The 13960-nt window shown below is 76.4% G+C and carries 12 protein-coding genes and 3 riboswitches; of the genes, 8 read left to right on the top strand and 4 right to left on the bottom strand.

Annotated elements, in window-relative coordinates; translation table 11 throughout:
- Nucleotides 1-26: 26 nt before the first annotated feature.
- The 3 genes from cbiQ to ACTVAJ_RS22135 are packed head-to-tail and all read right to left on the bottom strand — an operon-like array spanning nucleotide 27 to nucleotide 1937.
- Nucleotides 27-767 (bottom strand): cobalt ECF transporter T component CbiQ, encoded by a 741-nt coding sequence (gene cbiQ / locus ACTVAJ_RS22145; protein WP_470390142.1) that lies wholly within the window; start codon nucleotides 765-767, stop codon nucleotides 27-29.
- A 7-nt stretch (nucleotides 768-774) separates the two neighbouring features.
- Entirely contained in the window at nucleotides 775-1155 is a 381-nt protein-coding gene (locus tag ACTVAJ_RS22140) for an energy-coupling factor ABC transporter substrate-binding protein (RefSeq protein ID WP_470390141.1), read from the bottom strand.
- Nucleotides 1152-1937 (bottom strand): energy-coupling factor ABC transporter permease, encoded by a 786-nt coding sequence (locus tag ACTVAJ_RS22135; RefSeq protein ID WP_470390140.1) that lies wholly within the window; start codon nucleotides 1935-1937, stop codon nucleotides 1152-1154. Before ACTVAJ_RS22135 ends, ACTVAJ_RS22140 begins: the two co-directional genes overlap by 4 nt.
- A 31-nt stretch (nucleotides 1938-1968) precedes the next feature.
- Nucleotides 1969-2188, bottom strand: a riboswitch (cobalamin riboswitch).
- Between the two features lie 246 nt (nucleotides 2189-2434).
- Between ACTVAJ_RS22135 and ACTVAJ_RS22130 the strand changes: the two genes are divergently transcribed.
- The 5 genes from ACTVAJ_RS22130 (at nucleotide 2435) to cobM (ending at nucleotide 7243) form a co-directional block, all read left to right on the top strand.
- A complete protein-coding gene (locus ACTVAJ_RS22130) occupies nucleotides 2435-3097 on the top strand; it encodes a protein-L-isoaspartate(D-aspartate) O-methyltransferase (protein WP_470390139.1) in 663 nt (220 codons plus the stop codon).
- A gap of 56 nt (nucleotides 3098-3153) precedes the next feature.
- Nucleotides 3154-3358: riboswitch (cobalamin riboswitch) on the top strand.
- 63 nt (nucleotides 3359-3421) lie between these two features.
- Nucleotides 3422-4309, top strand: coding sequence for a nitrite reductase (locus ACTVAJ_RS22125; protein ID WP_470390138.1), 888 nt, complete (start codon nucleotides 3422-3424; stop codon nucleotides 4307-4309).
- The gene (locus tag ACTVAJ_RS22120; protein ID WP_470390137.1) at nucleotides 4306-4974 is read left to right on the top strand and encodes a precorrin-8X methylmutase; all 669 of its coding nucleotides are present in this window, start codon (nucleotides 4306-4308) and stop codon (nucleotides 4972-4974) included. The genes ACTVAJ_RS22125 and ACTVAJ_RS22120 overlap by 4 nt, the downstream gene beginning before the upstream one ends.
- Complete coding sequence (locus ACTVAJ_RS22115) at nucleotides 4971-6476, top strand: precorrin-2 C(20)-methyltransferase (RefSeq protein WP_470390136.1); 1506 nt, start codon at nucleotides 4971-4973, stop codon at nucleotides 6474-6476. The genes ACTVAJ_RS22120 and ACTVAJ_RS22115 overlap by 4 nt, the downstream gene beginning before the upstream one ends.
- Nucleotides 6461-7243, top strand: coding sequence for a precorrin-4 C(11)-methyltransferase (gene cobM / locus ACTVAJ_RS22110; protein ID WP_470390135.1), 783 nt, complete (start codon nucleotides 6461-6463; stop codon nucleotides 7241-7243). The genes ACTVAJ_RS22115 and cobM overlap by 16 nt, the downstream gene beginning before the upstream one ends.
- On the opposite strand, the gene cbiE is transcribed toward cobM, so the two are convergent.
- Complete coding sequence (cbiE, locus tag ACTVAJ_RS22105; RefSeq protein ID WP_470390134.1) at nucleotides 7212-8465, bottom strand: precorrin-6y C5,15-methyltransferase (decarboxylating) subunit CbiE; 1254 nt, start codon at nucleotides 8463-8465, stop codon at nucleotides 7212-7214. The genes cobM and cbiE overlap by 32 nt on opposite strands.
- Nucleotides 8466-8518: 53 nt before the next feature.
- A riboswitch (cobalamin riboswitch) is annotated at nucleotides 8519-8654 on the top strand.
- A 28-nt stretch (nucleotides 8655-8682) separates the two neighbouring features.
- On the opposite strand from cbiE, the gene ACTVAJ_RS22100 reads away from it, so the two are divergent.
- From ACTVAJ_RS22100 to ACTVAJ_RS22090, 3 genes are read left to right on the top strand one after another with little or no spacing between them, the layout of a single operon-like run.
- Nucleotides 8683-10758, top strand: coding sequence for a VWA domain-containing protein (locus ACTVAJ_RS22100; protein WP_470390133.1), 2076 nt, complete (start codon nucleotides 8683-8685; stop codon nucleotides 10756-10758).
- Nucleotides 10758-11372 (top strand): cob(I)yrinic acid a,c-diamide adenosyltransferase, encoded by a 615-nt coding sequence (gene cobO / locus ACTVAJ_RS22095; protein WP_470390132.1) that lies wholly within the window; start codon nucleotides 10758-10760, stop codon nucleotides 11370-11372. The genes ACTVAJ_RS22100 and cobO overlap by 1 nt, the downstream gene beginning before the upstream one ends.
- Before the next feature lie 59 nt (nucleotides 11373-11431).
- Nucleotides 11432-13960: a cobyrinate a,c-diamide synthase gene (locus ACTVAJ_RS22090; protein WP_470390155.1), complete on the top strand. Its 2529-nt coding sequence runs from the start codon at nucleotides 11432-11434 to the stop codon at nucleotides 13958-13960.

Raw genomic sequence — 13960 nt, 5'->3', positions numbered from 1 at the left:
CTGGAGATCGTCGGCGGGTCCGCTGCTCACAGCAGGACCGCGTGGGCGAGGGAGAGGGCGGCCACCAGCAGCGGCGGAGCTGCGGCCGCGGCCAGTTCCACCGGCCGGACCCGCTGTTGGGCGACCTGGACGGTGAGCCGCCCCGTGTACCCGCGGCAGGCCAGCCCCTCCTGGAGCCGCCGCGCCCGGTCGAGGGAGCGGACGAGGAGCACCCCGCCCAGCGCCCCCGCCGAGCGGACCCCGACCCGCCGGGAGTGGTAGCCGAGCCGCCCCGCCTGACCGGACGCGACCCGCTGGGCGGTCTGGAGCAGCACCATCAGCATCTGGTAGGTCAGGGCGACCACCTCGACCAGGGCGGTCGGCAGCCGGGTCCGGGCCAGTCGGGCGAGCAGGTCGGCCACGGGGGTGGTCAGCACGAACAGGAGCTGGGTGCCGACCGCGGCGGACGCGCGCGCCATGACCTCGGCGGCCCGGGCCGCCCCGCCCTCGGCCCAGCCCAGCGTCTCCGGACCGCCCACCGTGACCAGGAGGGGAGCCGCACTGGTGGCGACGAACAGTAGCGGCGCGGCCGCCACGCGTGCCAGCAGTCCCGGGGGGACACGGGCGGCGAACGCCGCCGCCAGGGTGGCCGCCACCACCAGCGCGGCGCCCGGCCACGGCGGCAGCAGCAGGGCGCACCCCAGCAGCCCGCCGCAGAGGACCGCCTTGACGGCGGGGTGGTACCGCCGCCACCGGCTCCGGTAGGCGGCGGTGTCGATCGGTGTCACGGGGGGGTCAGCCGTCGGAGGCGTCGGCGCCCGGCTCCGGGGATCCGGTTCCGGTTCCGACGGCGGCGGGCCCTTCCTGGGGCCGGAGCCGGGACCGTGTGCGGGCCACTCCGAGGGCGTAGCCGACGATTCCGGCGCCGATCGCCGCCTGGAGGGCGAACAGCCCGGACTCGACCTCCCCCGAGGGCAGCTCGACCACGGGCGACAGCCACGGCTCGTACTCGGGGTTCAGTTCGTTCACCAGGCTCTCGGCCTCACCGTCGGCTCCGGCGAACGGCTCCTCCAGGTGGTCGGCGGCCCCCGTCAGCAACGGCAGCACCGCCACCACGGCCACGGCGCCCAGCAGCAGCCAGGTCACCCACGCGCGGGGCTTGTTCGGGTCGCTCATTCGGTGGTCCCCTTCTCCCGGTCCTCGGCGGTGGCGGCGGGAGCGGCCGTGCTCCGCTCCCCTGACGGGGACTCGGCCCGTGCCGCTGACGGGGGCGCGGCGGACGCGCGCAGGACCCCGAGCCGGACCAGGTCGCCGCGGCTCACCGAGGTGAGGATCCGGACCACCGCCACGGTGACCAGGCCCTCGATGACCGCGATCGGGATCTGGGTGAGGGAGAAGATCGTCGCGTACTTGACGAACGCGCCCAGGATCCCGCTCTCCGGATCCGGGTGCGCCAGGGCCAGCTGGAGACTGGTGACGGTGTAGGTGCCCAGGCTGGCCGAGAACGCCGCCGCGAACACCGACACCGAGACCGACAGTCCCTCGGACAGCCGGGCGGTGGCCGAACGCAGGAGCCGGAACGCTCCGTAGGCCACCCACGGCCCGACCACCGCGAGCGAGAAGGCGTTGGCTCCGAGGGTGGACAGCCCGCCGTGCGCGAGCAGCAGGGCCTGGAAGAGCAGGGTGACGGTGCCCAGGACCGCCATGACCGGCGGTCGGAAGAGCACCGATCCCAGGCCGACCCCCACGGGATGGGAGCTGGTCCCGGTCGCCGAGGGGATCTTCAGTGCCGAGAGGACGAAGCAGAAGGCGCCGGAGGCGCCCAGCAGCAGCTTGGCGTCGGGGTTGGCGCGGACCTCGCGGGTGAGTGAGCGGACGCCGTGGACGATGAACGGTGTCGCGGCCGCCGTCCAGGCGGCGGCGTGCAGCGGGGGCAGCAGGCCTTCGGGTATATGCATATGTGGGGGACCAATCTCCAGCACCTCGTGGGCGGTCATCAGCGCCGTGGCCGGTCTCCTGGCTGCCGGGTCACCGCCCCCGCGTCCGCCTTCCCAGGTCGGCACCGGTGAGGTGCTGACCCAGTGGCGTGTGGCCGCGCCGCCGGACGGATCCGGTCGCACGCGGGACGCGAGGGCTTCCCGTACACAGTGGCGAGGGCCGCGCCGGATTCGCACCGGACTTCCCGAACACCACGGCCCCCTGAACGTATGCCCGGACCCGGGGTTTGGCAATAAGGGCGGGGGCGCCGGACCCGCCCGGAACCACGCGCGACGGGCGCGTTCCACGGCTCCGGACCCCCGCTGAACTGGTGGTGAGTCGCCGCGCGACATCCGCCGTCGGTACTAGGCTGTGTGTCGACAGGCGACCGTCCCTCCCCGGCGCGACCGCCCTGGGGCCCCGCGCCGGCGCTGGGGTCGGCCCCGGCACTCGTTCCCTGAGAGGGGGAGCGGTTCAGGTGCGGTGGAGTGCCACCCCGGAGGACCTGGTCCGCGCGGTGCGGGCGACGGGTGTGCGCGACGAACGCGTGCTCGCCGCGTTCGCCAAAGTTCCGCGCGCCCGGTTCGTCCCGGCCGCCCAGCGGGAGCAGGCCTACCAGGACCGTCCCCTGCCCATCGGGCACGGACAGGTCACCACGCAGCCGTCCCTGTCGGCCGCGATGATCGAGGCCCTGGGGCTGACCGGGGACGAGAGTGTGCTGGAGGTCGGGACGGGCTCCGGCTTCCAGACCGCCCTGCTGGCCCGGCTGGCGGCGCGGGTGGTGAGCGTCGACCTGTGGCCCGGGATGGTCGGGCGCGTCCGGACCCGGCTCGACGGCCTGGGTGTGGCCAACGTCGCCCTGTTCGTGGGCGACGGGACGCTGGGGATGCCCGACGAGGCGCCCTTCGACGCCGTCCTGGTCTCGGCCGCCCACCCCCGGGTCCCCCCGCCGCTCGTCGACCAGCTGGCGGTGGGAGGGCGTCTGGTGCAGCCGATCGGCACCGGCGGGGACGAGGACGTGGTGCTGTTCGAGCGCACCGGCCGGGGGCTGGAGCGCCGCGCCTCGGTGATCCGTGCCCGGTTCGTCCGCCTGCACGGCGAGCACGGCTACCCGCTCCCGGAGGGGTGGGAGGACGGCTGACCCCCTCCGCCGCCGCCGGGGTGCAGGGCCCCGGACCGGTCTTCCGGAGCGGGCGGGGTACCCTCGTCGGGCCAGTGAATCTCCACCCCGTGGAACAGGGAACCCGGTGAGAGTCCGGGACTGACGCGCAGCGGTGAGGGTGACGGGCGGGCACGTTCCGGGGAGGCGCTTCCCGGGACAGCCACTGGAGCACAGCTCCGGGAAGGCGCTCCGCTCCGGCCGACCCCGAGTCCGAAGACCTGCTGGCACTGGCGGTGAAGGGCCGCCAGGTCATCCGCGGACCCCGCGCATGGGTCCCCGACCCGAAGGACACACGCATCCCCGATGGACTCCCCGTCCCCCTCCCTCCGTACCCGGCGTGACCGCTGCCCCGGCGCGCTGCGCCCCTGGCCGGCGGACGACGGTCTGCTGGTCCGGCTCCGCCTGGTCGGCGGCCGGCTTCCCGTCCGTTCGCTGTCGGCCCTGGCCGAGGCGGCCGAAGAGTACGGTGACGGCCGGATCCACGTCACCGGCCGGGCCAACGTGCAGCTGCGCGCCCTGCCCGGGTGTGACGGGCGGCTGGCCCCCGAGGCGCTCCGGGCCCTGGAGGGGACCGGCCTGCTGCCCTCGCGCACGCACGAACTGGTCCGCAACATCATGGTCTCCCCGCGCACGGGCCCCTCGGGGGCGGTGGCGGACGGCCGGGCCGACCTGCGTCCCCTCGCCGCCGCGCTGGACGCACTGCTGTGCGCCGACCCCCGCCGCGCCGCCCTTCCCGGACGCTTCCTGTTCGTCCTGGACGACGGCCGCGGCGACCTGCTGGAGCGCTCCTGCGACCTGGGGCTGGTCGCCCTCGACGGGCACGTCGCCCAACTGAGGGTCGGGGAGGGCTGGGGGCCGCTGACCCCGCTCGACGGGGCCGCCGACGTACTCGTCCGGTGGGCCGACGCGTTCCTGGCGCGGCGCGGCGACGGCCCCACCGCGGCCTGGCACGTCGCCGAGCTCCCGTCGCCGCTGACCGACCCGGTCACGCCGGACCCCCGGCTGCCGGACCCCGCACCGCCGCTGCCGTACGGCCCGCTGGCCGGGGGCGGGCGGCACGTCCCCGTCCCCGGGGCGGGCCTGGACCGCTCCGCCGTCGCGGCACTCGCCGGGGAGGCGGCCGCCGCGAAGTCCGACGCACTCGTCGTCACGCCCTGGCGCGGCGTCCTCATCCCGGGAGGGGAACAGTGACCGCACCGAGCCGGCCGAACCGGCACTACGCCTACGTCGACGACGGACCCGCGATCTACGCCGACTCCTTCGCCGTCATCCGGCGGGAGGCCCGGCTCGACCACCTGCCCGCCAACGCCGAACGGCTCGCCGTGCGGATGATCCACGGCACCGGCCAGGTCGACCTCGCCGACGACCTGGTGGTCCACCCCGACCTGGTCCCGGCGGCGCGCTCCGCCCTCCGGGCCGGTGCGCCGATCCTGTGCGACGCGACCATGGTGGCCGCCGGCGTGACCGCGAGCCGCCTGCCGTGCGACAACGAGGTGCTGTGCCTGCTCGGCGACGAGCGCGTCCCCTCCCTCGCCCGGGAGTGGGGCACCACCCGTACCGCGGCCGCGGTGTCCCTGTGGGAGCCGCTGCTCGACGGCGCCGTGGTCGCCGTCGGCAACGCGCCCACCGCCCTGTTCCACCTGCTGGAGATGCTGGTCGACGGCGCCCCGCGCCCTGCCGCGATCGTCGGCTGCCCGGTCGGCTTCGTCGGCGCGGCCGAGTCCAAGCAGGCGCTGGCGGAGTTCGCGGACCGGCACGGCGTCGACATCCCCTACGTGACCACCCGCGGTCGCCGCGGAGGCTCCGCGATGACCTCCTCGGCCCTGAACGCACTCGCCAAGGAGGAGGAGAGGTGACCGGTCGTTTCCACGGCGTCGGGGTCGGTCCCGGGGACCCCGAGCTGATCACCCTCAAGGCGGCCAGGCTCATCGCCGGAGCCGACGTGGTCGCCTACCACGCCGGGGTCGGCAAGGAGTCCAACGCCCGCCGCATCGCCCGGGACCTGATCCCGGACACGGCGGTCGAGGAACAGCTCACCTACCCGGTGACCACCGGCGCGACCGACCACCCGGGCGGTTACGCCGGGGCGCTGGCCGACTTCTACGAGGCCTCCGCCGCGCGGTTGGCCGCCCACCTGGACGCGGGCCGCGACGTCGTCCTGCTGTCCGAGGGCGACCCGCTGTTCTACGGGTCGTTCATGTACATGCACGACCGGCTGTCCGAGCGGTACGCGACCGAGGTCGTGCCCGGGGTCCCGGCGTTCGCCGCCGCCGCGTCCGCCCCGCTGGCCCGGCAGACGGACGTGCTCACCGTGCTGCCCGGCACCCTGCCCGAACCGGAGCTGGCCCGGCGTCTGGCCGACACCGACGCGGCCGTGATCATGAAACTGGGCCGGACCTTCCCCGCCATCCGACGCGCCCTGGCGGCGGCCGGGCGGCTGGAGCACGCGGTCTACGTCGAGCGCGCCTCGATGGAGGGGGAGCGGCGGCTGCCGGTCGCGGAGGTCGACCCGGCGACGGTGCCCTACTTCTCGCTGGTCCTGGTCACGGGGGACAGCCGCAACGGCAGGCGGTCGCGCGGCGGCGGCGCGGGGACGGGCCCGGAGGCCGAGCCCACGGGACCGGCGGCCGAACTCCTGGTCGTGGGCCTGGGCCCGGGACCCGACCACTGGCTGACCGCCGAGGCGTCCGCGGCGCTGGCCGAGGTGGACCACGTCGTGGGCTACGGCCCCTACGTCGACCGGGTGCCGCAGCGCCCCGGACTCACCCGGCACTCCTCCGGCAACACCGTCGAGCTCGACCGCGCGCGTCTCGCCCTCGACCTGGCCAGGCGCGGCGAACGCGTCGCCGTGGTCTCCGGCGGGGACGCCGGTGTCTTCGGCATGGCCACCGCCGTGTTCGAGGCGGCCGAGGAACCGGGCCTGCGCGACGTGCCCGTCCGGGTGCTGCCGGGGGTCAGCGCCGTCCAGGCGGTCGCCGCCCGGGCGGGCGCGCCGATCGGCGGGGACTTCGCGGTGATGAGCCTCTCGGACCGCCTCAAGCCGTGGGAGGTGATCGAGCGGCGGCTGCGCGCCGTCGCCGAGGCCGACCTGGCGCTGGCGGTGTACAACCCGGCGTCCCGGTCCCGGACCGAGCAGGTGGCGACCGCCCGCCGGATCCTGCTGGAGCACCGCGGGCCCGACACCGTGGTCGTCGTCGGCCGGAGTGTCGGCCGGGACGGCGAGTCCCTGACCGTGACCACCCTGGGCGCCCTCGACCCGGCCGCCGTGGACATGCGCTGCCTGCTCATCGTCGGCGCGTCCGGAACACGTGTCTCCGGGGCGGGCCGCGTCTGGACCCCCAGGTGGGTGCGGCCGTGACCGTGCACTTCGTGGGGGCGGGGCCCGGAGCCGCCGACCTGCTGACCGTCCGCGCCACGCGGATGCTCGCCGGGGCCGACACGGTGCTCTACCCCGGCACGTACCTGGACCCGCAGGTCCTCGCCCACTGCGCGCCCGGCGCCGAGCTGGTCGACACCCAGGGCCTGGACCTGGACCGCATCACCGACCACCTGGTCACCGCGCACGCGGCGGGCCGGGACGTCGTGCGGCTCACCTCCGGCGACCCCTCGCTCTACTCGGCGCTGGCCGAACAGACCCGGCGGCTCGACGCGCGCGGGGTCCCCTGGGACGTCACGCCCGGGGTGCCCGCCTACGCCGCGGCCTCGGCGCTGGCGGGACGGGAGCTGACCGTGCCGCTGGTGGCCCAGTCGGTGGTGCTGACCCGGACCCGGGCCCGTTCGACCGCCATGCCGGAGACGGAGTCACTGGCCGCGTTCGCCCGAACCCGGGCCACGCTGGTGCTGCACCTGGCGATCAGGCGGGTGCGGGAGCTGATGGCCGAGATCGAGCCGTCCTACGGGGCCGACTGCCCGGTCGTGGTCGTCCACCGGGCCAGCCAGCCGGGCGAGTCGGTGCTGCGCGGCACGGTCGCCACCATCGCGGACGCGGTGGAGGAGGCCGGGTTCCGGCAGGCGGCGGTGATTCTCGTGGGGCGGGCGCTCGATCCCCGGACCGGCGGCGAGTCCTTCCTCTACGATCCGGCCCGCCCCCGGGTCAGCGACCGAGGACCAGGGACCACTGGGTGACCGTGCGGGCGGGCGTCCAGCCGGTGAACGCGCCGATGGGCGCGGCGGCCTCGACCGCGATCCGGGTCAGCTCCCCTCCGCGGCTGCGGTAGGCGTCCGCGAGCAGCCGCTCGGTCTCCAGCGTCACACCGTGCACCACGATCCGGCCGCCCGGCCGCAGCGCCCCCAGGCAGGTTTCGAGCACGCCCGGCCGGGTCGCGCCGCCGCCGACGAACACCGCGTCGGGCGCGGCGAGCCCGGCCAGGGCCTCCGGCGCCCGGCCGGTGACCACGTGCAGGCCGGGGACGCCGAGGCGGCCGGCGTTCCGGCCGATCCGCGCGGCGCGTTCGGCGTTGGCCTCCACCGCCGTGGCGGCGCAGGTGGGGTGGGCGCGCATCCACTCGACGCCGACCGACCCCGCGCCCGCGCCCACGTCCCACAGGTGCTGGCCCGGCGCGGGTGCCAGCCGGGCCAGCGCCGAGGCGCGCAGGTCCCTCTTGGTCAGCTGCCCGTCGTGCTCGAAGGCGTCGTCGGGCAGGCCCGCGAACAGGCCGTACCCGGGCGGGCCGACGAGCTCCAGGGCGAGTACGTGCAGCGCGGGCGCCGACCCGGGAGGGTGCGTCAGCCAGTCGCGCGCGGTGGTCTCCAGGCGGGACTCGGTGTCCGCGCCCAGGTCGCCCAGCACCGTCATGCGGGTGCCGCCGTACCCGGTGCCGACCAGCAGGGCGGCGACCGCGTCGGGCGTATCCGCGTCCGAGGAGAGCAGCAGGACACGGTGGCCCGGGGCCAGTTCCCGCAGCAGCAGGCGGGGGTCGCGTCCGACCAGGGTCACCACCGCGCACCGCTGGGCGGACCAGCCCATCCGGGCGCGGGCCAGGGCGACCGAGGAGACGGCCGGTTCCACCCGCACGGCGTCCGCGCCCAGCAGGTCGGTCAGCGTGCCGCCGACGCCCGAGACGAGGGGGTCTCCGGAGGCGAGCGCCACCACGGAGGCGCCCTCGAGGGAGGCGAGCAGGGACGGGAGGCCCTCCCGCAGGGGTGAGGGCCAGGTCGCACGGCGCTGCCCGGGTCGGTCGGGCAGCATCTCCAGGTGCCTGCGCCCGCCCAGGACCGCGTCCGCGGCCAGGACGAGGCGGCGCAGCCGCTCCGGCACCCCGGGCCAGCCGTCGGCGCCGACCCCGACGACGGTGATCCGGGGGGTGTCCCCCGTGCGGGCGGCGGGAGGGCGGTTGTCGTCCTTCATGCCCAGGACGCTATCGTGGCGGCGACAGGCGTGAGGTGCCCCGGCGGCCCAGCCATCGGAAACGGTGGGGACGGTCTCCGGGGAGAATCTGGGAAGCCCGGTGAGACTCCGGCACAGGCCCGCTGCGGTGAACCGAGCCCCTCGGGGGACTCGGCAAGTCCGAAGACCGGCCTCGCGCCCGCCTCTGACGTATGGCGCAACGAGCGGGAGCCTCACCATGCCATTGCGGTCTTCGCACTACCCCTTCTCCGCGATCGTCGGCTGCGACGGCGAACACCTCGACGACCTGGGCCTGTCCCTGGTCCTGACGAGCGTGTCCCCCGAGATCGGCGGTGTCCTGGTACGCGGGGAGAAGGGCACCGCCAAGTCCACCGCCGTCCGGGGGCTGGCCTCCCTGCTCCCGCCCGTGGACGTCTACCGCGGCGACCGGTTCTCCGTGGATCCCGCCGACCCGGCGCAGCGGTCGCCGGACGGCCCCTTCGAGGCCGGTTCGGTCGTGGAGAGCCGCCCGGTGCGGCTGGTCGAACTCCCCGTCGGCGCCACCGAGGACCGCGTCCTGGGCTCGCTGCACCTGGAGCAGGCGCTCACCCACGGCCAGGTCGCCTACGAACCCGGCCTGCTGGCCCGCGCCCATCGCGGGATCCTCTACGTCGACGAGGTCAACCTGCTCCACGACCACCTGGTCGACCTCCTCCTGGACGCCGCCGCGACCGGCCGGGCGACCGTGGAGCGCGACGGGTTCTCCGTGGAGCACGCGGCCCGGTTCCTGCTCATCGGGACGATGAACCCCGAGGAGGGCGAGCTGCGTCCGCAGCTGCTCGACCGGTTCGGGCTCACCGTCGAGGTCGCCGCGCCGCCCGAGCCCGCGCGGCGCGCCGAGGTCGTGCGCAGGCGCATGGCCCACGACGCCGACCCGGCCGCCTTCGCCGCGCGCTACCGCGACGCCGAGGAGGCCCTGGCCAAGCGTGTGGCCGTCGCCCGCCGGACGCTCGGTCGGGTGCGGCTGTCCGAGGGCGCGCTGCTGAAGATCGCCGAGGTGTGCGCGGCGTTCGACGTGGACGGTCTGCGCGCCGACATCGTCACCGCGCGCACCGCGATGGCGCACGCCGCCTGGGCGGGGCGGACCTCGGTCACCCGGGCCGACATCCGCCGCGCCGCCCTGCTCGCCCTGCCGCACCGGCGTCGGCGCAACCCGTTCGACGCGCCCGGGCTCGACGAGGACCTCCTCGACCGGATCCTGGGCGACGAGGAACCGCCGCCGGACCCCCCGCGGCCGCCGGAGCCGGGGGGCGACGACCCCGCGGACTCCGACCCCGCTCCCGTCGACGGCGGCGGCGACGGCGCCCCGGAGCCGGACGGCCCGCCGGAAGCGGACGGCCCCGCCGCGCCGCCGGACGACGGGGCTCCCGACGGGGACGCGTCCCCCGACTCCGCCCGCCGGGAGGCGGACGTATCCGGGGAGTCGGACCCCCCTCCCGCCGGTGCCGCCCCCGTCAGCGCCGCGACCCCCTACCGGCCCCGGCTGCTCACCGCCCGGGGCTCCGGCGAGGGGGCCGACGGCAGGCGCAGCCGGGCCGTGGGTACCCGGGGCCGACGGATCGGCGCCGCCGCGCCCGGGCGGGGATCCGGCGGTTCGCTGCACCTGGTCGAGACCGTGCGGGCCGCGGCCGCCCGCCCGCACGACGGCGGCCGGCTGCGGCTCCAGCCCCGCGACCTGCGCGTCGCCGTCCGCGAGGGGCAGGAGAGCAACCTGATCCTGTTCTGCGTGGACGCCTCCGGCTCCATGGCGGCGCGCAAGCGCATGACCGAGGTCAAGACCGCGATCCTCTCGCTCCTCCTCGACGCCTACCGGCGGCGCGACCGGGTCGGGCTGGTCACCTTCCGGGGCCGGGAGGCCGAACTCACGCTGCCGCCGACCCGGTCCGTGGACATCGCCGCGGCCCGCCTCGACGAGTTGCCCGCCGGAGGGCGCACCCCGCTCGCCGAGGGCCTGGTGGAGGCGGCGCGGGTCCTGCGCCGCGAGCGCCTGCGGGATCCGCGGCTGCGCCCGCTGCTCGTCGTGGTCACCGACGGGAGGGCCACCGGCGGGCGCGGCGCCGTCGGCCGCGCGCTGAGCGCCGCCGACCACGTCGCGGGGCTGGGCGTCACCACCGTCGTGGTGGACGGCGAGTCCGGTCCGCTGCGCCTGGGGCTGGCCGCCCGCCTCGCCGCCCACCTCGGCGCCGACCACCTGCCCGTCAGCGAGGTCAGCGCCGACGCGCTGGACTCCGCCGTACGAGAGAGGGCCTCCTGATGCCCCAGGGAAAACCACTCGTCGTCCCCGACGACGGACTCACCACCCGGCAGCGCCGCAACCAGCCGGTGCTGGCCGTCCACACCGGCGACGGCAAGGGCAAGTCGACCGCCGCGTTCGGCCTCGCGCTGCGCGGATGGAACCAGGGCTGGCGGATCGGTGTGTTCCAGTTCGTCAAGTCGGCGAAGTGGCGCATCGGCGAGCAGACCGTGCTGGAGCGCCTGGGCCGACTGCACGAGGAGACCGGCGAGGGCGGCCCCGTCGAGTGGCACAAGATGGGCTCGGGCTGGTCGTGGAGCCGCCGCAAGGGCAGCGAGGAGGACCATGAGGCCGCCGCCGTCGAGGGCTGGGAGGAGATCAAACTCCGCCTGGCCGACGAGCGGCACGACCTGCTCATCCTCGACGAGTTCACCTACCCGATCGCCTGGGGCTGGGTCGACGCCGACGACGTCGTGGCCGCGCTGCGGGACCGCCCCGGCCGCCAGCACGTGGTGATCACCGGCCGCCGGGCCGACCCCCGGCTGCTGGAGGCCGCCGACCTGGTCACCGAGATGACCAAGGTCAGGCACCCCATGGACGCCGGGCGGAAGGGCCAGCGGGGGATCGAGTGGTGAGGCCCCCGGCCGGTCCCGCGTCCGCGGCGGCCCGCGTGCCGACGGCGCTGCCCCGGCTGATGATCGCGGCCCCCATGACCGGCCAGGGCAAGACCACCGTGGCGACCGGGCTGATGGCGGCGCTGCGCGGCGCCGGGCACGCGGTGAGCGGCCACAAGGTCGGCCCCGACTACATCGACCCCGGTTACCACGCCCTCGCCACCGGGCGGCCCGGCCGCAACCTCGACCCCCACCTGGTGGGCGAGGACCGGGTCGCGCCGCTGCTCCTGCACGGCGCGCGCGGTGCCGACGTCGCCGTCGTCGAGGGGGTGATGGGTCTGCACGACGGGCGGATCGGCACCGACGGGTTCGCCTCGTCCGCACACGTCGCGGCCCTGACCCGGACCCCGGTGGTGCTGGTCGTGGACGTGTCCCGGATGTCCCGTTCGGTGGGCGCGCTGGTGGCGGGCATGGCCGCCTACGACCCCGCGGTCGAGGTCGTCGGCGTGATCCTCAACCAGGCGGGCTCGGAGCGCAACATCGCCGAGATCATCCGGTCCACCCGTCTGCCCGTCCTGGGCGTGGTCCGCCGCGACGAGCGGCTCGCCACCCCGTCCCGGCACCTGGGGCTCGTCCCGGCCGCCGAGCGGGCGGAGTCGGCGCACGCGGTCCAGCGGCTGGGGGAGCGCGTCGGAAGCCAGGTGGACCTGGACGCGCTGCTGGACCTGGCCCGCTCCGCGCCCGCCCTGGACATGCGGGCCTGGGACCCGGCGCGTGAGGTGGCCCCCTCCCCCGCCGCGGAGCGGCCGGTGGTCGCGGTGGCGGGCGGGAGGGCCTTCACCTTCCGCTACACCGAGACCGAGGAGCTGCTCACCGCCGCCGGATGCGAGGTCGTCGGTTTCGACCCGATCGACGACACCGCGCTGCCCCCCGGCACCCGGGGCGTCTACCTCGGCGGGGGCTTCCCCGAGGTGTACGCGGGACGGCTCGCCGCCAACCGGCGCCTGCTGGCCGAGCTGCGCGACGCGGTACGGGACGGGGTGCCGACCGTCGCCGAGTGCGCGGGGCTGCTCTACCTGGCCGAGTCGCTGGACGGCGCGGCCATGGCCGGGGCCCTGCCCGCACGCGCCCGGATGACGAAGCGGCTCACCCTGCGCTACCCGGAGGCCGTCTCGCCCCGGGACACCCTGCTCACCCGTGCCGGGGAACGGGCCGCCGGGCACGAGTTCCACCGCACCCGCCTCGACCCCGGCGCCTGCGGGGACCGACCGGCGTGGGAGGTCGACGGCACCGCGGAGGGGTTCGCCTCCCCGACCCTGCACGCCTCCTACCTGCACGTCCACTGGGCCGGGCAGCCCCGGTTCGCCACCCGGTTCGCGGCGGCGGTGCGAGCCGCCCACCCGTCGCCCACCACCACCCTCAACGGAGGGCCTCCGGCCCCAGCACCCCCCACTTCGTCGCCCACCACCACCCCCAACGGAGGGCCACCGACCCCAGCACCCCCCACTCCGTCGCCCACCCCGGCGGTCGCCTCCCCTCCCCCTCCCCCCGGACACCGCCCGGACACCGCCGACGGGGTGGCCGACCCGCTGCGGCACCACGGCGACGCCGAGGCGCGCGACGGACTGCTGGACTTGGCCGTCAACGTCTACGCGGGCGCGCGCCCCGCCTGGCTCGACCGGGCCCTGCGCGGGAGCCTGGAGCACTGCGCCGTCTACCCCGACCCGGAACCCGCCCGGGCCGCGATCGCCCGTCGGCACGCCCGGCGACCCGCCGAGGTCCTGCCGACCTCGGGCGCGGCGGAGGCGTTCACCCTGATCGCGCGGCTGCGGCCGTGGCGGCGTGCGGTGGTGGTACACCCCCAGTTCACCGAGCCGCACGCGGCCCTGGAACAGGCCGGGCACACGGTCACGAGCGTGCTCTGCGCGGCCGAGGACGGGTTCGCGTTCGATCCGGGGGCCGTCCCCGACGACGCGGACCTGGTGGTGGTCGGCAACCCGACCAACCCCACCGGTGTCCTGCACCCGGCGGCGGCCCTGCGCGGTCTGTGCCGCCCCGGACGGGTGGTCGTGGTCGACGAGGCGTTCATGGACGCGGTGCCCGGAGAGCCGGAGACCCTGGCGGGTGAGCGGACCGAGGGGCTGGTGGTGGTGCGCAGCCTCACCAAGCACTGGTCTATCCCGGGTATCCGGGCCGGGTACGTCGTCGGCGACGGAGCCCTGCTCCGCGAACTGGGCCGGGCGCAGACGCCGTGGTCGGTCTCGGCGCCCGCGATCGCCGCCACCGTCGCCTGCGTGTCCGAGGAGGCCCGCGCGGAGGGGCTGCGCCGCGCGGGGGAACTCGACGGCTGGCGCGGATTCCTGGAGGCCGGGCTGCGGGAGGCGGGCCTGGGCTTCGTGCCGTCCCGCGCGCCGTTCGTCCTGGCCCGTGTCGGCGAGGGCGTCCACGCAAAGCTGCGCGCACGGGGCGTGGCCGTGCGGCGGGCCGACACCTTCCCCGGCCTGGACAGCACCTGGGTGCGGGTGGCCGTGCGGCCGCCGGAGACCACCCGGCACCTGCTCGCCGCCCTCGCCCGGGACGACACGCGTCCCGCGCCGGGTGGTGGCTGA

This window comes from Nocardiopsis sp. KDC1DS13DA1, from assembly GCF_055632325.1.
Note: the sequence above shows the minus strand (reverse complement) of the source record. Positions and strands in the feature narration are given on the sequence as shown.

Bases quoted from the DNA above. Each gene is read 5' to 3' on its own strand.
- ACTVAJ_RS22135 (WP_470390140.1), bottom strand. From the start codon at position 1,937: ATGCATATACCCGAAGGCCTGCTGCCCCCGCTGCACGCCGCCGCCTGG.
- ACTVAJ_RS22125 (WP_470390138.1), top strand. From the start codon at position 3,422: ATGGACTCCCCGTCCCCCTCCCTCCGTACCCGGCGTGACCGCTGCCCC.
- ACTVAJ_RS22090 (WP_470390155.1), top strand. From the start codon at position 11,432: ATGATCGCGGCCCCCATGACCGGCCAGGGCAAGACCACCGTGGCGACC.
- ACTVAJ_RS22100 (WP_470390133.1), top strand. From the start codon at position 8,683: ATGCCATTGCGGTCTTCGCACTACCCCTTCTCCGCGATCGTCGGCTGC.
- ACTVAJ_RS22140 (WP_470390141.1), bottom strand. From the start codon at position 1,155: ATGAGCGACCCGAACAAGCCCCGCGCGTGGGTGACCTGGCTGCTGCTG.
- cobO (WP_470390132.1), top strand. From the start codon at position 10,758: ATGCCCCAGGGAAAACCACTCGTCGTCCCCGACGACGGACTCACCACC.
- cbiE (WP_470390134.1), bottom strand. From the start codon at position 8,465: ATGAAGGACGACAACCGCCCTCCCGCCGCCCGCACGGGGGACACCCCC.